This is a genomic window from Chitinophaga sp. 10T418, assembly GCF_056394125.1.
Genome location: NZ_JBFTHG010000006.1, coordinates 132,755 through 152,723 on the forward strand (window position 1 = coordinate 132,755; position 19,969 = coordinate 152,723).

A 19,969-nucleotide genomic window follows, 5' to 3' on the forward strand; every position below is an offset into this window, starting at 1 on the left:
TACGGACTACAAATTACGAATTAAAAATTATCACCTCCGCCCATTTCACCATTGTTTTCTTTGGACTTGTTATTCTTCCTTTTGAACAGGTTGGTGTCCATTTTGCCGAAACGCCAGGTAGCATTCAGTTTCAGCTCACGGGTAAGGCGTTTACGGTAGTTTTCCTGCTCTGAAAAAGGGGTGGTAGTATAAGAAAGATTTCGGTCGGTATTGAAAATGTCACTGATACCAAGCGAAATAGACAGTGCTTTGTTTTTCAGCATATCTTTTTTGATCGCCGCATCTGCAGACCATTTCGGCTCTCTTTCTCCCTGTGGCATAATTTGTTTGGACTCATATTCCGCACTTACCTGGAACGTGAGGTTCCATGGCAGTTTAGTATTGCTGTTTAATTTACCGAACCAGGTAATTCCCTGATTGGATAAGTTATTACCATTGCTGGTGGCATCGATCTTTGTCTGAGCGAGGTTGATGTTGGTAGTCAGATCCCAGCTCTTCGTCAGCTGACTTCTCAGGGTAAATTCTGCTCCGTAGGAGTTCCTTGTGCTGGCGTTGATAGGGTACTGGAGTAATACATGCTGCACCTGTCCGTTCAGATTAAGGGTGGTATCTACATAAAAATCTGTGATGGCATTGGTGGTATTACGATAGTATAAAGATACCAGCAGGTTGTGCTTATGCGCAAAATCTTTCAGGTATGACAGCTCAAAGGAATTGGTGAATTCAGGCTTCAGATCCGGATTGCCGGTGCTGGCACTTTGGCCGCTATAGTCAATCGTTGGCAGCAGGTCTCTGAACCAGGGCCGGCGTATACGGCGGCTGTAATTCAGTTGTACTTCGTTATCCCCCTTGAATTTCTGAGAGAGGAAAATGCTGGGGAAGAAGCTTACCGGGTAACTGATCTTATAGGAAGATTTTTGTCCCAGTCTTGTTTCACCATCGTAGTTGGACTGCTCTGCTCTTAAGCCCACCTGGTAGCCGAAATTATCTTTGGCGCCGGTATAGCTTATGTAGCCTGCATTGATCTGTTCCTGGTAATGATAGTTATTGGAGAGGGCTGAGTCCAGGATGAATGTACCGGAAGGATAGTTCTGTCCGTAGGTATTCGTGAAATTATCAAACTTGCGGGTGTTGCTGCGCAATCCCATTTCAATTTTGGATTTTTCAGTCAGTGGTCTCACATAATCCAACTGTGCGGTAAGATAGGTCGTTTTTCCTTCGCCGCTGCCATTGCGTAATTCAGGCTTCTTCGGATCATAGATCGGCTTGCCGGACAAGTCGAAATATTGCAGTGAATAGTTAGAACTATTATCGCCTGTGGCATAGTTATAAGTGAAATCGGCGGTCAGTTCTTCACCTTCTCTGGCAAAAGTATGTTTGTATCCCAGCTGGGTGGTGTAGTTACGGAAGCCGTTCAATGTATTGTCGATACCGGTTCCATAACGCACTTTCTGTTGTTTGGCATCCAGTTCATTCACTGTTTGCTCATTGTATTTATTAAAGTTACCACCGGTAATATTCTCTGAAACAGTAATGGTATTGCGGTTATCAATGAACCAATCGAATCCTATGCGGCCAGTCTGAAATTTGCGATAGAAGTCACCGTCTTCCAGTTGTTCGGTGTAGGTAGTGGTATCAGCGCCTATATTTTTTCTATACAGGCGGCTGGTCATCGGTGATTTACGGTTGCGGACATTGTAGTTGATGAAGAAATTAAATTTCTCCTGACGCAGGTTGAAATCAATGCCACCATTGGTGCTGCCGAGGGAGGTGGCACCCGCGCTGATTACACCGTTAATGCCCGCTTTTTTATTTTTTTTCAGCACGATGTTTAATATACCGCTCATACCTTCTGCGTCATATTTGGCAGAGGGATTCGTGACTACTTCAATATTCTGAATAGCATCTGCAGGGATCTGATCCAGCGTGAGGGTAGAAGGGCGGCCATCAATAAAGATGGTAGGTGTACCATTGCGAACAGTAACGTTGCCGTCAATGTCCACGTTTACAGAAGGTACCTGTTTTAATACATCTGTGGCAGTACCACCAATGCTCGATAGGTTTTTATCTACATTAAATACCCTTTTATCTATCGCCATGGTAAAGGCAGGTCTTTCGCCTACTACATTTACTGCAGCCAGTGATTTTACATTTGCTTTCAGCTTTACATTACCGATATCAATGCTGCCGGTTTTGGCAGAAAGGGCAGCGACTTTATAAATCGTTTCATATCCGATAAAATTAAACTTGAGGATATATTTGCTGAGGGCAATATTTTCGAAACTGAAATCTCCGTTTGTTTTGGAGAGCATTCCTGTCTGCACGGAAGAATCCGGACGTAACAATGCCACAGATGCGTACTCAATAGGTTTGCCGGTTTGTGCATCCAGGAGTTTACCATAAATAACACCGGTGCTGGTGGAGGCAGCCTTCCCTCCGGGCTGTTGCGCCATAGCGGTAAAACAACATAACAATAGCCAGCCTGTAAATAACGATACAATTTTTCTCATAATAGCTTCCAACAATTTATAGCCCTGTAAAATTAGTTTTTATGAATGAGGAAACACCCGTTTTTGGGATGAAAGGTCGAATGGAACCCTTTGCAGTCCGCTGTTTCAACTACAGAATTGAGCAGGATTCTTTGTGGTAGCAGGTTGCCGAAAGAATGGGTAAAAATACCCCAAGTGTTAATTAGTGTTAAGCCCTCCTTATATCCGGCGTAATTGTATGGAGGCCAACGTAAAGCATACGCTAAATTTTGTGGATAAAAAAGGGTTCAATACAAGTTTATCTTTTCCGTTGTAACGGAGAGCAACGTATCTTTACAGCCAGCTGTTGCGTTATTTTAATTTTTTTATATGCATAAGGATTACCGCCCGGACTGGGATATTTATACGTGCCATATTGAAGAAAGTCCAGCAGTAATAGGCCTTGACCTTGATCTGAGACGATTTGCGCCATTAAAGGAAAAGCCGAATGCCATATATATAACAGTATATCTTAACAATCCACGTGAGGACGGATTCCCGCAGAACGATGAATTTGCCATCATGGGTGAAATTGAGGACAGTTTGGTAGAGCAGTTGCAAACCAGGCTGGATGCGCATTTTGTAGGCCGTACTTTTTCCAATGGTGTACGCGACTTTTACTTCTATGCGGGTACTACATTGCTGCATGATAAATTCATTGCAGATGCAATGATTAGTTTCCCGGATTACAGGTATGATTACGGTGTGAAGGAAGATAATAACTGGGAGTTATATTTCGATTTCCTCTTTCCTGACGTATACGAATTTCAACGTATACAAAACAGGAAAGTTTTACGTATGCTCCGGCAGCATGGTGATGCTTCTGAAAAAGAACGTCCAATTGAACACTGGATTCATTTCAGAACAGAGGAAGATAAGATCGCCTACTGGGAACATATTAAAGAAAATGGCTTTACACTCGCCAGAGAAGATAAAACCGATAACCCGGAGTTTCCTTATAAACTATGTATTTCCCGCCCGGACAAAGCCAGCGAGGCAACGATAGATAGTGTAGTGATGAGTCTTTGGGAACTGGCACAACAAGTAAATGCAGAATATGATGGCTGGGAAACCAGTATAATGAAATAGCTTTTAGCAGTTAGCTTTTAGCTTTTAGCAAATGTTATGTTGGACATCGGCATATGATCCTCAACATAACATTTGCTAAAAGCTAAAAGCTAACTGCTAAAAGCTGTTGTCCAACATAACATTTGCTAAAAGCTAAAAGCTAACTGCTAAAAGCTGTTATCCAACATAACATTTGCTAAAAGCTAAAAGCTAACTGCTAAAAGCTGTTATCCAACATAACATTTGCTAAAAGCTAAAAGCTAACTGCTAAAAGCTGTTAAAACTATTTTCTCAGCATTCCTGCCAGTAAAGAAATTGCAAACAACACTAGGAAAATAAAGAACAGGATCTTGGCAATAGAGGCCGCACCTGCTGCAATACCACCAAACCCAAATACGGCGGCAATGATGGCTACGATAAAAAAGATGAGTGCCCAGCGTAACATAAGTAGATGCTTTTATGGTGAACAATTGGTATCTGTAACTTTCTTACAAGTCATTCGTTCAATTTTTTATACAATTATCATTCCGCAAGAACAATATTTGCAGTAGTTGCAATTCCAGTTTTTTTCAATATAATTGTTGACTGCTGCTAGCCTTGATGAATTATTTTAAAATATGGCCTACAATAACTGTCTTCTGCTGGCTTATTAGCCTGCATTTTCCTGCATTGGTATCTGCAGAAGGACTACAGTCCCCGCATTCAGGGGATACGATCCCGCATAAAGGTAGTGGCCTGTTTAAAAAAATCGGTGAATACCGCGATTCCATGCGCAACAAGGAGTACCGCCAAACACTGATTAAGCGTATTACCAGGCAGGATGAACCTGTGCGCTCCAACAATAATGACAGTACTATTATTAAAAGTGAGGCATATTTTACCCCCTTTGCGGGCAAAGTGATCAGAAATATCTACTATAGGAAGGTAAAAGTATTTGGTCCCAGCAACATCAATGATACCACCTTCTCCACCAGCATGAAATTAATTCACCTGGCCAACCGCCTGCATTATGACTCCAGAGAATGGGTAATCAGGCAATCATTGTTTTTCAGGGAGAATCAAATGCTGGATCCTTTTGAGATGGCAGATAATGAACGCTATCTTCGTAACAGACCTTTTATCCAGGATGCCCGCTTGTATATCCGAAACATGGATGGAGACTCCCTGGATGTGGAAGTCGTAACAAAAGACCTCTTTGAATATGGCGTTGATCTGTCACAATTCAGCGCAAAAGATATCCGGGCAAGTGTGTCCAACAACGATCTGTTCGGGGCAGGCCAGGGCCTTAAAGTAGGCATGCAATGGCGTTCAGATTATTCTCCTACCTGGAATACCGAAGTACGCTACACAAAATATAATTTTCTCGGATCCTTCGTCGACATGACCGTAGGGTATACTACCCTGAACAATTATGCCCAGCTGGACACCAATTCCTTTGAAGGTGCCGTCTTTATTAATTTAAACAGACCCCTGTACCGCAATGCAGCCAAGCTGGTAGGAGGTTTCGCCATGTCTAAAAACTGGTCTATCAATATCAGGGGAGCTATACCTTCAGAAGGAGACAGCATTTTCAGGGATTATAACTACACTATCATAGATGGTTGGATTGGTTATAACTTCATTAATCACTATAAACATGATGGCACCATCGGCAGTAAGCCCAACTTCGCCGTGCTGGCCAGGCACTACAATTTAGCTTTCCAGCGAAAGCCGGATCAGCTGAGGTATAAAGACGATCCCCTTTATAACGATCATCGTCTTTATCTCCTGGAGTTACAGGCATATCGGATTGATTATTTCAAAGCACACTATTTCTTTGGTTTTGGCCGTACGGAGGATATTCCCCTTGGTTACAATATCAGCGGCACCAGCGGCTGGGAAAGCTGGAAGGGCCGCAGGCGGCTATATACAGGATTGGAAGCACAGAAATTCTGGACCACCAGGCATTATGGGCTTTTTAATACCACCGTGGGATTGGGTACTTATTGGTTGAAATCCACAACAGAAGATGCTGTTATACACGCCAGGCTGGAGTATTATAGTCGTTTGATCAATCTCCGCAAAGCACGTTTCCGGCAGTTTTTTAATGTTGATTATCTGGGTACTCCTAATCCATTCTTTAATAAGCCGCTTAACATCAATATGGAATACGGCATATGGGGCTACAAGAACACTACCCTGAATGGTTTCCAACGACTAAACCTGGGTTCAGAAACGGTATATTATAGCCCGCTTAAACTACTCGGTTTCAAATTTAATTTCTTCACGGCCCTGCAGGCGTCTGTGCTTACCAATAATAACGATGACCTGCTGAGAAATCCCATGTATCTTGGTATAGGCGGTGGTTTCAGGGTACGTAACGAAAACCTCTCTCTGAATACGATTAAAGTATCCGGTTACTACTATCCGAATGCACCGGATCCTATGAAGAAACTGATGCTGGAAATCACCACCATCGTGGATTTCCGTTTCGATGTTTCTGCATTGCGGGCACCTACTGTCCTGAATTTCCGGTAAGCGAAACTTCCGTATTTTTATAGTACTAAATTGTTGGTCATGGAATGGAAGAATGAATTAACCCGCCTGTTGGGTATTACTTATCCATTGATACAGGCACCAATGCTGGGTATCACGACTCCTGCAATGGTAGCAGCTGTGAGCAATAGTGGTGGCCTGGGGTCTTTGCCGGTGGGAGGTTTGCCTCCGGAAAAAGTGACCGCATTGATCCGCGAGGTAAAAGCACTTACGCAGCAACCGTTTGCTGTCAACCTGTTTACCTACGAACCTGCCTCCTGGCATGACCGGAAAGTTTTTGATGACATGCAGGATTTCCTCCAGTTCCTTTGTGGGGCCAATGGTTTGGCAGCGCCACCAGTGAACTTTGACAAGGTGCCCTATTATTCATGGAAAGTGCAGCTGCCTGCGCTGATAGCTGCGGGTGTTAAATACGTGAGCTTTACTTTTGGAATGCCGGATGCTGAAGGATTTGCGTTGTTGAAGGAGCATAAAATCTGGCTCATGGGAACGGCCACCAGCGTGGAAGAAGCAATTGCCCTGAAAACCGCGGGGGCAGATGCCATCATTGCCCAGGGGATAGAAGCGGGTGGTCACCGTGGTTCTTTCCTGCCCGGGGAGTTGCCAAAGACCGGTACAATGGCGCTGGTACCACAGGTGATTGATCGTGTACGCATGCCCGTTATTGCTGCCGGAGGTATTATGGATGGAAGGGGAGTTGCTGCTGCAAAAATGTTGGGTGCTGCGGCCGTACAAACCGGCAGTATTTATCTACGTGCCCACGAAAGTGCCGCTACACCCGCGCATAAAGCCGCCCTGGCTGGTATAACGGATACGGATACACTACTTACACGCGCATTCTCCGGTCGTTGGGCCAGAGGAGTCCGAAACACCTTCATTACAGAAGTAGAGGCCTCAGGCCTGCCTATCAGTGGATATCCTTATCAGAACGTGCTCACGCAGCCCATTCGCAAACTGGCCAGGGAGCTGGATAATACGGCGTTTATAAATATGTGGGCAGGACAGGCGGCCGGCAAAGCCAGGGCCTGGAGTACGACAGATATTTTTGCAGAACTGGTGCGGGAAACGGAATTGTTGCTGCCTTAGTAATAGATACGTTTAAAGATCCCCGGATAATCTTTCACAATACCGTTTTCATCGAAAGGCAGGTCTGCCTTGAAGTCAGTAGTTACATTATCGTATTGGTATTCCTGTTGGCCAAGTCTTGTGTAGCGCTGTTGTACTTTCTGTAATTCAAACTCAGGCAATTTGATATAGAGAATGTCCAGCAGCACGCTTTCGGTGGTTTCAAGCTGCAGTCGTTTTACAGGTAAGGTATTGGTAAACGGTGTAAGTGAAATATCAATATCGATGCAGTTATCAAAAGCATCAATATGGTTATTGTCTTTATCAAACCAATGACCATGGAGGTCAGACGTAAGCCGAAGCTCTGTAGGTGATAAGCCGTTTTGCCGGATATAAAAAGATGAGACCTGCCAGGTTGGGGTAATCGCTATTTCATAATGAATACAAAATGGTTGTTCCTCTCTAACTCCGTTGATGCAGCCGGAAGCCAGCTTGCCCTGTGCGTTGTCCTGCAGGGTGAAATATTCCGTAGCCGGCCATTGTATCGCCTGCCATATGATGGGTTGCATGCGCTAATTTTTTATATTCGAAGATTTTATTTTAATGATCACGAGTTTGGATGTCGGCGTATTGCTTTTTGCAGCCACACTGTCTACCGGCACCAGCACATTCGTTTCCGGAAAGTAAGTAGCTGTGCACTTTTCCGGTATGTCAAATGATACAATAATGAAGCCATAAGCTACACGTTCCGTTTGACCGTGATAGTTATATAAATCTACGATGTCTCCCGGATGAAAGCCCGCTGCAGCGATATCCGCAGGATTCATAAATATTACGCGTCTTTCGTGGTATACACCCCGATAGCGGTCATCTAAACCGTAGATCGTTGTATTGAACTGGTCGTGGCTACGGATGGTCATCATCATGTATTCATCGATGGCCAATGGCGTTGTCAGTACCGCCGCTACGTTGAAATTAGCTTTTCCGGTAGAGGTATTGAACTGTCCTTTGCGTGCGCCATTTGGAAGATAGAAACCGCCGGGATGTCTTACTCTTTTATTATAATCATCGAAGCCGGGAATCACTTTTTCGATAGCATCACGTATGGCATCGTAGTGAAGGGCATACGTTGCCCAGGGAACAGGTGATTCCTCGCCAAACAAGGCCGTCGCCAGTTCACAGACAATCGCCGGTTCACTTTTTAAGGCGGAAGATACCGGCTGCAGATTGCCTTTGGACATCTGTATCACGCCCATGGAGTTTTCGCAGGTAACAAACTGTTGCTCGTTTTGCTGCATATCTTTATCGCTGCGTCCCAGGCAGGGCAGTATAAGTGCCTCTTTACCATGCACTACATGACTGCGGTTTAATTTCGTAGATACGTGTACGGTAAGGTCGCAATTGCGCAGTGCCTGCGCAGTGTACAGGGTGTCCGGTGTGGCGGAGAGGAAGTTGCCGCCCATGGCCATAAATACTTTTGCATCGCCACGGTGCATGGCATTAATGGCTTTTACCACATCATAGCCATGCTGCTGAGGGGGCTGAAAACCGTAAACAGATTGAATCTTTTCGAGCAAAGCAGCAGAGGGTTGCTCGTATATGCCCATGGTCCTGTCGCCCTGTACATTGCTATGGCCACGTACCGGGCAGGTGCCGGCGCCAGGCTTGCCTATACTGCCTTTCAGCAGTAAGAGGTTAACCACTTCCCGGATGGTGTCCACTGCGTTTTTATGCTGGGTGAGCCCCATGGCCCAACAGGCAATGATCTTCTTTTTATGAAAAAGTGCCTGTGCCGCCTGTTGTATCAGTTCCGGTTCGACGCCACTATCTGTCATCAGTTGCGACAGCTGTTGTGTTTTCAGGTGCGCGATATAAGCATCAAATCCCTGTGTATTGGCGCCAATAAACGGCTGATCAAATACGGTGCCCGGTGCGCGTTCTTCCTGCTGTAACAGCAACAGCGCCAGGGCTTTCAGCAAGGCCATGTCACCGTTGATCTTTACCTGAAGGAAAATATCTGTCAGGTGCGTTTTTATATTCAGTACCCCTTTTACGGTTTGTGGATTTAAGAAATTCAGCAGGCCGGTTTCCCGTAACGGGTTAACGGAAATGATGGTAGCGCCGTTTGCCTTTGCCTTCTGTAACGCGGTAAGCATGCGGGGATGATTGGTACCTGGATTTTGTCCCAGGATAATAATCACCTCTGCTTCGTAAATATCTTCCAGTGTCACAGATCCTTTACCAATTCCGAGAGATTCACCCAGGGCTACACCGCTGGATTCATGACACATGTTGGAACAGTCGGGGAGGTTGTTGGTACCGTATTCCCTTACCATGAGCTGGTACAGGAAAGCCGCTTCATTACTGGTTCTGCCGGAGGTATAAAAAATGGCTTCATCCGGCGAAGCCAGCTGATGAAGATGCCGGGCAATCAATTGATAGGCATCTTCCCAGGAGATGGGTGCATAATGAGTGGCATCTGGTGCCAGGTACATGGGTTGAGCAATCCTGCCTTTTTTGCCTATCTCATAATCCGTTAATAATCCCAGTTCATCGATACTATATTGCGCGAAGAAGTCGGGTGTTAGCTTTTTGGTAGTAGCCTCTTCGGCTACGGCTTTAGCGCCATTTTCGCAGTATTCTGCAATGCCGGATCTTTCATCATCCGGATCAGGCCAGGCACAGCCCGGGCAGTCAAATCCATCTTTCTGATTCAGTTCCAGTAAGGCTTTCATACCACGGAAGGCATTCATTTCTTCCAGGATATGCCGCATGCTGGATACCACGGCAGGAATGCCCGCCGCTACTGTTTTCGGAGGTCCCAGTTTAATACCGGTAAACCGTACCGGATTTTCTGCACTATCCATGAGTGGTGATATTTAATTTGAAATCAATTCTTTCCGGGCCGCTGTAAATATTGAACCGTTGTTCTTTTAAGAAGCCCAACAAGGTGATGTTCCATTGCGCCGCCATTTTTACGGCCATGCTGGAAGGAGCGCCTATGGCGGCTATTACAGGGATTTTCGCCATCGCTGCTTTTTGAATCAGCTCAAATCCGGCGCGGCCACTTAATAACAGTAAGTGATTTTTTAAAGGCATTAAATGCTGCGCCATGGCAGCACCTATAATTTTATCTACCGCATTATGGCGGCCTATATCTTCCCGCAGTATCAGCAGTTGACCGTTGGTATCGAAGAGCGCGGCAGCATGCAATCCGCCGGTGGTATCAAATAGCGCCTGTTCATTTCTTAACAGGGCAGGGAGACCGAATAAGCTGTCTGCAGAAAAACGAATATCGTTGTCATTAACGGAAACGGCTGTATGAATAGCGGAGATGGCCGTTTTGCCGCAAACGCCGCAGGCGGCAGTAGTCGTAAAGTTGCGGGCAGTATTGCCTAATTGCGCAGCTACGCCAGGTTTCAGGTGTACGGTAGCAATATGGTCTTCCTTATCTTCCGACAAAATTATTTCCTGGATATCTTCCTGACCGGAAATTATGCCTTCTGTAAAGAGAAAGCCGGCAGCCAGTTCCATATCTTCCCCGGGCGTACGCATGGTGACGGATATGTTTTGCTGCCGGCGGTTATGAGAAGGTCCATGCACCAGTCTTATTTCGAGTGGTTCTTCTGCAGCCAGTGTATCACTTGTGTCGGTGATACTTTCTACGGCTACTTTTCTAACGCGGGTATGAACAATTGCATTTGTCATACTCAAAATTACACTTTCACTACCATCTTACCACTGTTCTTGCCTGAAAATAATCCCAATAGTGCATCGGGTAGCCGATCAAATCCTTCTTCTACGGTTTCCGTGTATTTTATCTTGCCCGCCTTCACCCATTCAGATAGTTGTTTTACTCCTTCCCCGAAACGGGTGGCATAGTTACCAATAGTGAAGCCTTGCATCAATATGCTACGGGTAACCATAATAGGCTGGATACGAGGACCTACCGGTACTTCTGTTGTATTATACAATGCAATCTGACCGCATAGGGGTACCCGTGCAAAGAAGTTGAGATGCCTGATAACAGCATCTGAAATATCTCCGCCTACGTTATCAAAGTAGATATCTACGCCATTTGGACAAGCCGCAGCTACGGCGGCGTCCATGTCTGCATTGCCTTTATAGTCAATGGCCGCATCAAAGCCAAAGGTATCTGTCAGCAGTTTGATTTTCTCTGTTCCGCCGGCAATGCCTACTGCGCGGCATCCCATTATTTTGGCTATTTGCCCTACTATAATGCCCACGGCGCCGGCAGCACCGGAAACCACCACCGTTTCTCCTGCTTTGGGCTTACCTATATCCGCCATACCAAAGTAAGCGGTTAAACCGGGAACACCCAATAGTCCAAGGTAGTAGGTGAGGGGAATACTGTTATCTATTTTCCGGAGATGATCAGCCGGGAAAATAGCGGCGGTTGCCCAGGGCAGAAAAGGACGTGGCCCGCTACTCATCACTGTTTCGCCAGCTTTGAAGCGGTCATCTTTGCTTTCGGCTACTTCTGCTACACCACCGCTTTCAATGGGTTCGCCCACCTGGAACGGAGGGATATATGATTTGGCATCGTTCATACGGCCACGCATATACGGGTCTACTGAAAAATAGAGCGGTTTTACCAATACCTCACCAGGCATAAGTTCCGGGAGGGTAGTTTCCACTGTTTTGAAATCAGCAGCCTGGGGTAATCCTTTGGGGCGGGCAGCGAGCAGGATTTGTTTTATTTTCATACACAGAGGTATTTAGACGTAAAGAAAAGCAATGAATAATTAACAGGCAAAAAATGCTTTTGTTTAGGAGAAGGGAAAAGTGGGTGAATACATATGAAAAATGTACATTCGGGTTGAGAAACTTCACCACTTAATTTTAAAATCTATTTATGCGTCTTGATGATGAAGAAATGAGCGACAACGTCGAGAAACGTTCCGGTGGCGGCATGCGCAACATTGGTATCGGCGGTGGTATTGGCGGCATTATCATTATAGTGCTGGCGATGCTCTTTAAACAGGACCCTCAACAGGTAATGCAGGCGGTACAACAGGTACAGGGCTCCGGAGAGGGGCAGGGCGGTACTGCCGAAAAGCTCACTAAAGAAAATGCATCGCCCTTTGAGGTGATGTCTTCCAAAGTGTTGCGCAGTACGGAAAGGGTCTGGAAGTTGGAGTTCCAGCAAAAGAACAAGACTTATGAAGTACCCCGCATGGTGTCTTTTGAAAAAGGTACCGAATCCGGTTGTGGTTTCGCGGAATCTGCCATGGGACCGTTTTACTGTCCTGCAGATCATCGGGTATACCTGGATGTTTCGTTCTTTAACGAACTGGAACAACAATTCGGTGTAAAAGGCGACTTTGCCAAAGCATATGTTATCGCACACGAGGTGGGCCATCACGTACAGAATCTGTTGGGAATCAGCGGAAGAATGCAGGCGATGCGCTCCCGGTTGAGTGAGAAGGAATATAATAAGTTGTCCGTGATGCTGGAACTGCAGGCCGATTTCCTCGCCGGGGTATGGGCTTACCGTGCCAACCAGATCAAGCCATTCCTGGATCCGGGTGATATTGAATCCGGTTTGAATGCTGCCAGCGCCGTAGGGGATGACCGTCTGCAACAGGCGAGCACCGGGCAGGTCGTACCAGATGCCTTTACACACGGCACTTCCGCACAACGGATGTTCTGGTTTAAAAAAGGTTTTGAATCCGGGGATGTTTCCCAGGGGGATACCGGTATTGGATTGGGGAGCTGGTAAGAAATGCATAAAGCAAAAAGCCATTGAAGCGAAGATAAACAGGGATTCCGCTAATATCTTCGCTTCAATGGCTTTTTGCTTTATGCCTTTTGCTTTATGCCTGCAGCGTCTCAATCGCCTGTTCAATCATTTTTTCGTCCCCGGTATATTTCCCGCTCACATCTGATAACTTTACTACCGGCGTCCATCTGGGCGCATCTTCCGGTAGGGCTTCATACATTTTAATCACAATATTCAGGGCCGGTAACCCCACATCATTGGTGAAATTGGTGCCAATACCGAATGACATGCCTATTTTCCCCCGGCAATAGTTGGCGATGTTGGCTACCTTTTCATAGTCCAGGCCGTCTGAGAAAATAATGGTTTTGGTGAGCGGATCTACTCCCTTTCCTTTATAATGGGTGATGGTGCGGTCTGCAAACAGGATCGGGTCTCCACTGTCGTGACGCACGCCATCAAACAGTTTGGCGAATTTTTTGTCGAACTGCTCGAAGAAAACAGGCGTGGTATATGTGTCGGATAAGGCAATACCCAGGTCGCCCCGGTATACCTGTACCCAATTTTCCAGTCCGAGCATATTCGCCATCTTAAAACCGTATTTGGCGGCATGGAACATAAACCATTCGTGCGCATGTGTACCCACCGGCTTTACACCGTTGCGCATAGACAGGTGAATATTACTGCTGCCGATAAAACAACCCTGCCCATAGTCCCGCAGCGTTTTAACTACCAGTTTATGCACGGCCAGCGAATGTCTCCGTCGTGTGCCGAAATCGGCAATAGTAATACCCATTTGTTTGTATTTCTCAATTTTTTCACGGGTAATCCGGATCACTTCTTCATCGGCTACCCGTTGTTGTCCGGTTAGCTGGTAATACAGTTCGCAGATAAGAGACATCAACGGCACTTCCCATAAAATGGTTCTATACCAGTAACCATCTGCATGTACCTCCAGTTCTTCTCCATGTTGTGTAATATGCACTTCTGCGGGATTATAGCGATAGCCCTGCAGGAAGTCCAGGTAGGTAGGGTCCAGGTAAGGGCAGGTAACTGCGAGGTATTGCTTTTCTTCGGCAGTCAGCTGCAGGTGTTGCATATTATCCACTGCCGCTCTTAATGCTTCTGCAAAACCGGGAGGAAAGGAATGCTTACCGCGGTTAATAAAAGTATAACGGGCACGGGCCTTCGGGAATAATTTTATAACACCATGTTGCATGGTGAATTTATAAAAGTCATTATCGAGGATAGATGTCAGAATCATTATTTGCTGTTTAGATTCACAATAAAATTATATTTTTGTCTTTAATCATATTGTTAGTTACCATGCAGAATATTAAAGTAAAGTGGCCCCTTAACCCACATGAAACCGTACTGTACAAAGTAAACGCCGTTTATCTCAAAAGTACCTGGCAGGCCAAACAAGGCGCCATATGCCTCACCAACGAAAGGATTGTGTTTGAAACAAAACCCATACTGATGTATTTGGCATTCGGCATTATTGGTTGGTTGCTCACAAGGAACAAAAAAACCGATGAATTTCAACTATCTGATATTACCAATTTCCAAAGAGGTAAACAAGGATTCAACAAGAAGGTAGCCGAATTTGACCTGATTGACGGTAAGAAGTATCGTTTTGGACTTACCGGTAAATGGGAAGATTTTGATCTCGCTTACCAGAAAGCCATATTGGATGTACAACCGCTTTTCAGTGTGAAATAACCGCTTAGAGTTTAGTACCGCAATATTTACAATAGTCCGCATTGGTGTCGTGCCCTTCACGCATACAATGCGGACAAATTCTGTGATCTACTTCTTCTTTGTTACGTATTCTGCTCATTTCTACCGTAACTATGCCGGTAGGTACTGCAATAATAGCATATCCCATAATCATGATGATGGCTGAAAATGTTTGTCCCAGCGGGGTGATGGGGGCTATATCTCCATAACCAACGGTGGTAAGGGTTACTACTGCCCAGTATACACTCACAGGAATGCTGGTGAAGCCGGAATTATGTTCGGATTCTATAACATACATGACAGCGCCCAGTACAACGGTTAACAATCCAATAAAGAACAGGAACACAAATATTTTTCTTTTACTTTTTTCCAGTGCCAGCGATAATTGTTTGCTTTCATTGAGAAACGGTACCAGTTTAAATATCCTGAAAATACGCATCAGGCGCAGGATACGGATGGTGAGCAGGAAATGGGCGCCACCATAAAAAGCTTCCACATAAGTTGGCAGGATACACAGTAAATCCACTATGCCGTAAAAACTGCTCATATAGGCTCTGGGCCTGTAACTACACCATATCCTGAACAGGTATTCAATGGTGAAGATGATGGTGAATACCCATTCCAGTAAATGAAAAAGATCACCGTATCGTGCCTGCAGTGGTACTACACTTTCCATCATTACCACTACTACGCTGATAAGTATGGCGATGAGCAGTATGATGTCAAATACCCTTCCGGCAGTAGTGTCAGCCTCAAAGATGATGCTGTGCCACTTCTCCTGAAAGGGACTTAGTTGCCGCTTTGAATCGTTAGTCATCCTGCTGAGTTATGATGTTTAAACAAAAACTTGTTTATTTATGTTTAGTGAAAAATTATTAATTAGCTGAGGGTGCAACCGTTTTTTAACTTTGTATACTCCATGCATGATGAATTGTTTAATCCTTTAACCATATTATGGCGAAACCAGATATCAGTGCGAAACTGCGTATGAACATTGCGAGCGCGGTTATTAGAACACATACTGCCTACCGGCTGAGATTACTGAATGTTTTTATGCAGGCCGGACTGGATATTACGCCCGACATGTATTTTATTTTGCGTTACCTGTGGGGCGAGCAGGATGGGAGCCGTCAACAGGAACTGGCTGATAAAACAGACAAAGATAAAGCCAGTCTTACCAAGCTATTGGACAACCTTGAAAAGCGGAACCTGGTGAAACGTACCGCTGACGAAACAGACGGGCGGAGTAAACGGATTTGGTTGACTGCGGCCGGTAAGAAATTAAAGGAAAAAGTATACCCGTTGGCGTTATCTGTAGTAGAGATGGCGGAGACGGGGATTTCCAGGAATGAACTGCAGCAGGTGCAGGGAGTATTGGAATGTATTTATAATAATATTAAGAGATGATCATCAAAGCTTTTCCTATCTTTAGATTATGCTTACCGGTATATTAATTAATTTATTTGAGCGGGATCTCAGTAAACTGGAACAGGAGATCGCCGCGTATGAAACCTCAGCAGCTATATGGCGGGTTCCTCCTGGTATCACCAATGCTGCAGGCAATCTGTGTTTACACTTATGTGGTAATCTGCAACATTTTGTGGGTGCCGTGCTGGGAAAAACGGGGTATGTACGTAACAGGGAGCTGGAATTCAGCGACAGGAACGTGCCAACAGAAGACTTGCTGGTATTGATCAGCAGCACACGGCGTATAATCCTCACCGTTATAGCCGGTTTAACAGAGGAAGACCTGGAAAAAATTTACCCTGAAAAGGTGTTGTTTGACTCCATGACCACCGGGCATTTCCTGGTGCATCTGAGTACACATCTTAGTTATCATCTCGGGCAGATTAATTATCACCGCCGTTTAACCCAGTAGTTATTTGATGAATGCTTTTCTGCAGAAATTTATCAAAGTATCTCAGCAGCTGAAATACTTTATATGGCCATATGCAGCCGTTGTATTTGTAGTGCTCTTTATCCGTTTGTTGCTCACTAACCGGGTAGACACCTACTTTTTTATCAACGGGTTGCATACGCCGGCAGGAGATTTCCTGTTTCCCTATATTACAGAACTGGGAAGTACATCTGCCGCCGTATTGATTTCCCTGTTATTGTTACTGATCCGGAAACGTATGGGCGCTGTTATGGCTACGGCCTACCTGTTTACCGCTACAATTAGTTTCACGATTAAAGCACTGGTAGGCTTTCCCCGCCCGCACCGCTATTTTACAGGTCGGTTACATGACATCTATTTTGTACCCGGCGTTGTTGTACTTGATAATTTCAGAAGTTTCCCTTCCGGACACAGTGTATGTGCATTCACCGCGGCAACGGTGCTGGCCTACTATGCCAAAAACAGATACCTGGGGCTGCTTTATCTTGTGTTGGCAATGCTGGTGGCTTACTCCCGTATGTACATGAGCCAGCATTTCCTGGAAGATGTAACTGCCGGATCTCTGGTGGGTGTATTTTTTACGATGGTATGGCTTAGTTTCTTCGGCCGTAAAGAAGCGCAACTATCAGGACAGTAAATCTTTTTTCTGTTCTATTTCCTGTATAAGGGAATCCTGGTGTTGTTTCAGCATGTCGTTGTATAGCCTGGCAGGGTTTGTTGGTTCGGGTGTTCTTTCCTTATACCATACAGGTGTAGGCGTATATCTTGCCCACAATATTTCATAGCCGATATAGATCTGGTATTTGCCTTCCCTTACATTATCCGTGTGGCCAAGGCGTCTTTCCTCCCCGGGAGCCAGGTTTTCAATCAGGCGTGCCTGATGGGTGGTGCCCATCGTAGTAGTGATGACCTGGTCAATGGCTACTGTCATAAATCTTTTGTCTGACAGGTTTTTAACACTCCGTAAATATTTGGAGACACTGAAAACACTGTTGGAAACACCTACTATCCTGGCGGCCTGCATGGCATCTTCCCCTGCAACAGGCTTTAGTTTTTTTTCCTTAAAATTAGCACTGCGGAAGCTTTGGGTTCTGAAATGGATATACCACATCATGAAAAAAAAGAAAATAATTACCGGAACATACATAATTAATGGCTTTTGAGGACGGGATTTGTTAAATCATAACTAGGCTACAGCGGGTCAGCGGGATTTTAATTATCATTTTGATAGTGCTAAAATAACGGGAATCATTCATGGAATTGTAAACCCAACGTTAAAGAAAGTAAGATTATATTACCTCTTTAAGGTAGCTTTTCGTAAAAATGGGTATTTTTTTTTGACGTTAACAATTAAATCACAAAATTTCTCGATAGAATCCTGCAACTTTGCCCCATTGCCAAAAACAGGTGTTTGTAACCAGGTCAGCTTTAGGGGTTAACCCCCATCTATTCTTCGCTTAATACTCCCCAATTTTTTTTAATATACGTTAGCAGGACATTTGCATGTCAATAACCTCATCCGGTTGCCGGTATGAAATATTTTTATCATGATTGGTAGATGACGGATCAAGTTGGAAATAAAGTTACAGTCTGGTACTGAAGCAGCCCTGCTATGGCCATTTCCGACTTTTGATTCAATTTCATCCCGGTTATATATCGGGCACTCACCCCCGCATCAAGTCCACCTCTGCTGCACTGTTACTGTAAGTATATAGCCGGTGTCAGGCATAACATCCGCAGCTCACCCCCGCATCAAGTCCACCTTTACTGCACTGTTACTGTAGGTATATAGCCGGTGTCAGGCATAACATCCGCAGCTCACCCCCGCATCAAGTCCACCTTTACTGCACTGTTACTATAGGTACAAAGCGGGTGTCAGGCATAGCCTCGACGGTGCCTACATAAGGAAAAGGTAATGCTGACTATATGATGGGTGTTCTAATGCACTTTTCAACCTGATCCGGGATTACCGTGGGAAGAAGATAAAACTAAGTCCGGCGCTGTGAAACTGGGGATTATAGAACGGCATGATTACCTTGTCGGCTTTCCGGGAGTTGTCTTTAAATAGTGTCCGTTGTATCCAGGGATACATCCAGTAAGCCGCTTTGGTGCTTAATATACCCACACCAGCACCAGCCACTACGTCGCTCAGCCAGTGTTTATTATTGTACATTCTAAGGGCTCCTGTGGTAGTAGCTGCCAGATAGCCGGCTACCCCATACCAGGGCGACACGTCCTTATATTCCTGCCGGAGGAATTCCGCTGCGGCAAAAGCAGTTGCGGTATGGCCGGAAGGGAAGGAGAGGAAATCGGATCCATCGGGGCGTTCCTCATGCGACCAGTGTTTCACACCTTCTACGGTACCAGCGGTCAGGATAGCGGAAATACCCAGGATAATGGTCCGGTCGCGCAAATTGTGCTTACCATGTACACCAGCAGCATTCAGTATATATACTGCGGCTACGGGCGCATATTGCAGGTAGTTGTCGATATGTGTCCGGAAGGTGGGATGATCCTCTTTCAGTTCTGCTTTAGTGGTGGCGTTGAGATCCCGGAGGGTTGGATTATTCAGGGCAATTAAGCCATAGCCTATCATCGCTGCGGGAACAGCAATTCCAGCTACCGTTACGTGAAATCCGGATGTCCGGGTGTGGGTAAGCGGGTATTTAGGGATGGCCGTTACCATACGAATGGAATCTTTTCCGGAAGGCAGGGAATCGGTATCCTGGGCTATTGCTACGTTACTGGAGCAGGTAATGGCGCTCAATGCCAGTCCTGCTGAGAATATCATTTTCTTCATGCATCACTCCTTAATCAGCCAAATGTATAGGCTAATTCTGGAGGAATTCTGAATCCCTATTCACCACCCCGATCCGCTTTAGGCAGGATCATTTCCGCTGTTTGCTTCGTATACTTGTTATGGAAGATAAATGTAATGAGTAATCCCAGGAGGCAACCGGCCAGTACAGACAGCACTCTTTCTACTGCGGTATCCCATACATGCGCCCCTGCTTCATGTGTCATCACAATAATGGTAGCTGCGAGCGCAGTGCGGGTGGCCGCTTCAAGGTTGAGCAGGTTACAGATGATCACTGTAATGAAAACAGCCGTACACATCATCAGGATCATATTGGGATGCAACAGGATTAAAAGGAAGCCGGAAATGCCACCTACTACATTGGCTTTAATCCGTGTAACCGCTAACGTTACTGCATCAGATCCATCGGGAGACAACACCAGCATCACAGAAATTAATACCCATATGATGTCTTTATAATTAAAGGCCCATGACAGGCCAAGTACTACCAGCACACCTGTTACGCATTTCGCCGCATAAATTAATAGCCGCTTTATTCGCTGTTGATCAACCATGTTGCAATGATAATAATTTATGGA

19 protein-coding genes are annotated in these 19,969 nt (G+C 45.4%); 8 read left to right on the forward strand and 11 right to left on the reverse strand.

Going from position 1 to position 19,969, the window contains the following annotated elements; genetic code table 11:
* Window positions 1-20 precede the first annotated feature (20 nt).
* On the reverse strand, window positions 21-2,510 hold the full coding sequence (locus AC1DCV_RS18720; RefSeq protein ID WP_477024580.1) for a TonB-dependent receptor: 2,490 nt from the start codon (window positions 2,508-2,510) through the stop codon (window positions 21-23).
* A 348-nt stretch (window positions 2,511-2,858) separates the two neighbouring features.
* On the opposite strand from AC1DCV_RS18720, the gene AC1DCV_RS18725 reads away from it, so the two are divergent.
* A complete protein-coding gene (locus tag AC1DCV_RS18725) occupies window positions 2,859-3,617 on the forward strand; it encodes a DUF695 domain-containing protein (protein WP_477024581.1) in 759 nt (252 codons plus the stop codon).
* A gap of 262 nt (window positions 3,618-3,879) precedes the next feature.
* On the opposite strand, the gene AC1DCV_RS18730 is transcribed toward AC1DCV_RS18725, so the two are convergent.
* Window positions 3,880-4,041 (reverse strand): DUF1328 domain-containing protein, encoded by a 162-nt coding sequence (locus AC1DCV_RS18730; protein ID WP_477024582.1) that lies wholly within the window; start codon window positions 4,039-4,041, stop codon window positions 3,880-3,882.
* A 155-nt stretch (window positions 4,042-4,196) separates the two neighbouring features.
* Here AC1DCV_RS18730 and AC1DCV_RS18735 point away from each other — a divergent pair, with 155 nt between their 5' ends.
* The gene (locus AC1DCV_RS18735) at window positions 4,197-6,113 is read left to right on the forward strand and encodes a hypothetical protein (protein ID WP_477024583.1); all 1,917 of its coding nucleotides are present in this window, start codon (window positions 4,197-4,199) and stop codon (window positions 6,111-6,113) included.
* Window positions 6,114-6,152: 39 nt separating this feature from the next.
* Window positions 6,153-7,217 carry an NAD(P)H-dependent flavin oxidoreductase gene (locus AC1DCV_RS18740; protein WP_477024584.1) on the forward strand — a complete coding sequence of 355 codons (1,065 nt, stop codon included), beginning with the start codon at window positions 6,153-6,155 and terminating at the stop codon, window positions 7,215-7,217.
* On the opposite strand, the gene AC1DCV_RS18745 is transcribed toward AC1DCV_RS18740, so the two are convergent.
* Genes AC1DCV_RS18745 through AC1DCV_RS18760 form a run of 4 tightly spaced genes read right to left on the reverse strand, consistent with a single transcriptional unit; the run spans window position 7,214 to window position 11,923 of the window.
* Window positions 7,214-7,765 (reverse strand): putative glycolipid-binding domain-containing protein, encoded by a 552-nt coding sequence (locus AC1DCV_RS18745; protein ID WP_477024585.1) that lies wholly within the window; start codon window positions 7,763-7,765, stop codon window positions 7,214-7,216. The two genes, AC1DCV_RS18740 and AC1DCV_RS18745, sit on opposite strands and share 4 nt — an antisense overlap.
* A gap of 3 nt (window positions 7,766-7,768) precedes the next feature.
* On the reverse strand, window positions 7,769-10,063 hold the full coding sequence (locus AC1DCV_RS18750) for an FdhF/YdeP family oxidoreductase (RefSeq protein ID WP_477024586.1): 2,295 nt from the start codon (window positions 10,061-10,063) through the stop codon (window positions 7,769-7,771).
* Window positions 10,056-10,904 (reverse strand): formate dehydrogenase accessory sulfurtransferase FdhD, encoded by an 849-nt coding sequence (fdhD, locus tag AC1DCV_RS18755; protein WP_477024587.1) that lies wholly within the window; start codon window positions 10,902-10,904, stop codon window positions 10,056-10,058. Before fdhD ends, AC1DCV_RS18750 begins: the two co-directional genes overlap by 8 nt.
* A gap of 8 nt (window positions 10,905-10,912) precedes the next feature.
* Entirely contained in the window at window positions 10,913-11,923 is a 1,011-nt protein-coding gene (locus AC1DCV_RS18760; RefSeq protein WP_477024588.1) for an NADP-dependent oxidoreductase, read from the reverse strand.
* Between the two features lie 149 nt (window positions 11,924-12,072).
* On the opposite strand from AC1DCV_RS18760, the gene ypfJ reads away from it, so the two are divergent.
* On the forward strand, window positions 12,073-12,939 hold the full coding sequence (gene ypfJ / locus AC1DCV_RS18765; RefSeq protein ID WP_441575070.1) for a KPN_02809 family neutral zinc metallopeptidase: 867 nt from the start codon (window positions 12,073-12,075) through the stop codon (window positions 12,937-12,939).
* Window positions 12,940-13,033: 94 nt separating this feature from the next.
* On the opposite strand, the gene pncB is transcribed toward ypfJ, so the two are convergent.
* Complete coding sequence (pncB, locus tag AC1DCV_RS18770) at window positions 13,034-14,200, reverse strand: nicotinate phosphoribosyltransferase (RefSeq protein WP_477024589.1); 1,167 nt, start codon at window positions 14,198-14,200, stop codon at window positions 13,034-13,036.
* 35 nt (window positions 14,201-14,235) lie between these two features.
* Here pncB and AC1DCV_RS18775 point away from each other — a divergent pair, with 35 nt between their 5' ends.
* The gene (locus tag AC1DCV_RS18775; protein ID WP_477024590.1) at window positions 14,236-14,658 is read left to right on the forward strand and encodes a hypothetical protein; all 423 of its coding nucleotides are present in this window, start codon (window positions 14,236-14,238) and stop codon (window positions 14,656-14,658) included.
* A gap of 4 nt (window positions 14,659-14,662) precedes the next feature.
* Here the strand turns inward: AC1DCV_RS18775 and AC1DCV_RS18780 are convergent, their stop codons facing one another.
* Window positions 14,663-15,493, reverse strand: coding sequence for an ion transporter (locus AC1DCV_RS18780; RefSeq protein WP_477024591.1), 831 nt, complete (start codon window positions 15,491-15,493; stop codon window positions 14,663-14,665).
* A gap of 137 nt (window positions 15,494-15,630) precedes the next feature.
* Here AC1DCV_RS18780 and AC1DCV_RS18785 point away from each other — a divergent pair, with 137 nt between their 5' ends.
* The 3 genes from AC1DCV_RS18785 to AC1DCV_RS18795 are packed head-to-tail and all read left to right on the forward strand — an operon-like array spanning window position 15,631 to window position 17,210.
* On the forward strand, window positions 15,631-16,083 hold the full coding sequence (locus tag AC1DCV_RS18785; RefSeq protein WP_477024592.1) for a MarR family winged helix-turn-helix transcriptional regulator: 453 nt from the start codon (window positions 15,631-15,633) through the stop codon (window positions 16,081-16,083).
* A 28-nt stretch (window positions 16,084-16,111) separates the two neighbouring features.
* A complete protein-coding gene (locus AC1DCV_RS18790; RefSeq protein ID WP_477024593.1) occupies window positions 16,112-16,555 on the forward strand; it encodes a DinB family protein in 444 nt (147 codons plus the stop codon).
* Window positions 16,556-16,562: 7 nt separating this feature from the next.
* The gene (locus AC1DCV_RS18795; protein ID WP_477024988.1) at window positions 16,563-17,210 is read left to right on the forward strand and encodes a phosphatase PAP2 family protein; all 648 of its coding nucleotides are present in this window, start codon (window positions 16,563-16,565) and stop codon (window positions 17,208-17,210) included.
* On the opposite strand, the gene AC1DCV_RS18800 is transcribed toward AC1DCV_RS18795, so the two are convergent.
* From AC1DCV_RS18800 to AC1DCV_RS18810, 3 genes are all read right to left on the reverse strand, one after another.
* On the reverse strand, window positions 17,199-17,687 hold the full coding sequence (locus AC1DCV_RS18800) for a hypothetical protein (RefSeq protein WP_477024594.1): 489 nt from the start codon (window positions 17,685-17,687) through the stop codon (window positions 17,199-17,201). The two genes, AC1DCV_RS18795 and AC1DCV_RS18800, sit on opposite strands and share 12 nt — an antisense overlap.
* An 852-nt stretch (window positions 17,688-18,539) precedes the next feature.
* Window positions 18,540-19,373, reverse strand: a complete 834-nt coding sequence (locus tag AC1DCV_RS18805; RefSeq protein WP_477024595.1) for a phosphatase PAP2 family protein — start codon at window positions 19,371-19,373, stop codon at window positions 18,540-18,542.
* Between the two features lie 56 nt (window positions 19,374-19,429).
* Window positions 19,430-19,945, reverse strand: coding sequence for an FUSC family protein (locus AC1DCV_RS18810; RefSeq protein WP_477024596.1), 516 nt, complete (start codon window positions 19,943-19,945; stop codon window positions 19,430-19,432).
* Window positions 19,946-19,969: the final 24 nt, after the last annotated feature.

Coding starts and splice junctions, on each gene's coding strand:
- AC1DCV_RS18720 (WP_477024580.1), bottom strand. CDS start 2,510: ATGAGAAAAATTGTATCGTTATTTACAGGCTGGCTATTGTTATGTTGT.
- AC1DCV_RS18725 (WP_477024581.1), top strand. CDS start 2,859: ATGCATAAGGATTACCGCCCGGACTGGGATATTTATACGTGCCATATT.
- AC1DCV_RS18730 (WP_477024582.1), bottom strand. CDS start 4,041: ATGTTACGCTGGGCACTCATCTTTTTTATCGTAGCCATCATTGCCGCC.
- AC1DCV_RS18735 (WP_477024583.1), top strand. CDS start 4,197: ATGAATTATTTTAAAATATGGCCTACAATAACTGTCTTCTGCTGGCTT.
- AC1DCV_RS18740 (WP_477024584.1), top strand. CDS start 6,153: ATGGAATGGAAGAATGAATTAACCCGCCTGTTGGGTATTACTTATCCA.
- AC1DCV_RS18745 (WP_477024585.1), bottom strand. CDS start 7,765: ATGCAACCCATCATATGGCAGGCGATACAATGGCCGGCTACGGAATAT.
- AC1DCV_RS18750 (WP_477024586.1), bottom strand. CDS start 10,063: ATGGATAGTGCAGAAAATCCGGTACGGTTTACCGGTATTAAACTGGGA.
- fdhD (WP_477024587.1), bottom strand. CDS start 10,904: ATGACAAATGCAATTGTTCATACCCGCGTTAGAAAAGTAGCCGTAGAA.
- AC1DCV_RS18760 (WP_477024588.1), bottom strand. CDS start 11,923: ATGAAAATAAAACAAATCCTGCTCGCTGCCCGCCCCAAAGGATTACCC.
- ypfJ (WP_441575070.1), top strand. CDS start 12,073: ATGCGTCTTGATGATGAAGAAATGAGCGACAACGTCGAGAAACGTTCC.
- pncB (WP_477024589.1), bottom strand. CDS start 14,200: ATGATTCTGACATCTATCCTCGATAATGACTTTTATAAATTCACCATG.
- AC1DCV_RS18780 (WP_477024591.1), bottom strand. CDS start 15,493: ATGACTAACGATTCAAAGCGGCAACTAAGTCCCTTTCAGGAGAAGTGG.
- AC1DCV_RS18785 (WP_477024592.1), top strand. CDS start 15,631: ATGGCGAAACCAGATATCAGTGCGAAACTGCGTATGAACATTGCGAGC.
- AC1DCV_RS18790 (WP_477024593.1), top strand. CDS start 16,112: ATGCTTACCGGTATATTAATTAATTTATTTGAGCGGGATCTCAGTAAA.
- AC1DCV_RS18795 (WP_477024988.1), top strand. CDS start 16,563: ATGAATGCTTTTCTGCAGAAATTTATCAAAGTATCTCAGCAGCTGAAA.
- AC1DCV_RS18800 (WP_477024594.1), bottom strand. CDS start 17,687: ATGATGTGGTATATCCATTTCAGAACCCAAAGCTTCCGCAGTGCTAAT.
- AC1DCV_RS18805 (WP_477024595.1), bottom strand. CDS start 19,373: ATGAAGAAAATGATATTCTCAGCAGGACTGGCATTGAGCGCCATTACC.
- AC1DCV_RS18810 (WP_477024596.1), bottom strand. CDS start 19,945: ATGGTTGATCAACAGCGAATAAAGCGGCTATTAATTTATGCGGCGAAA.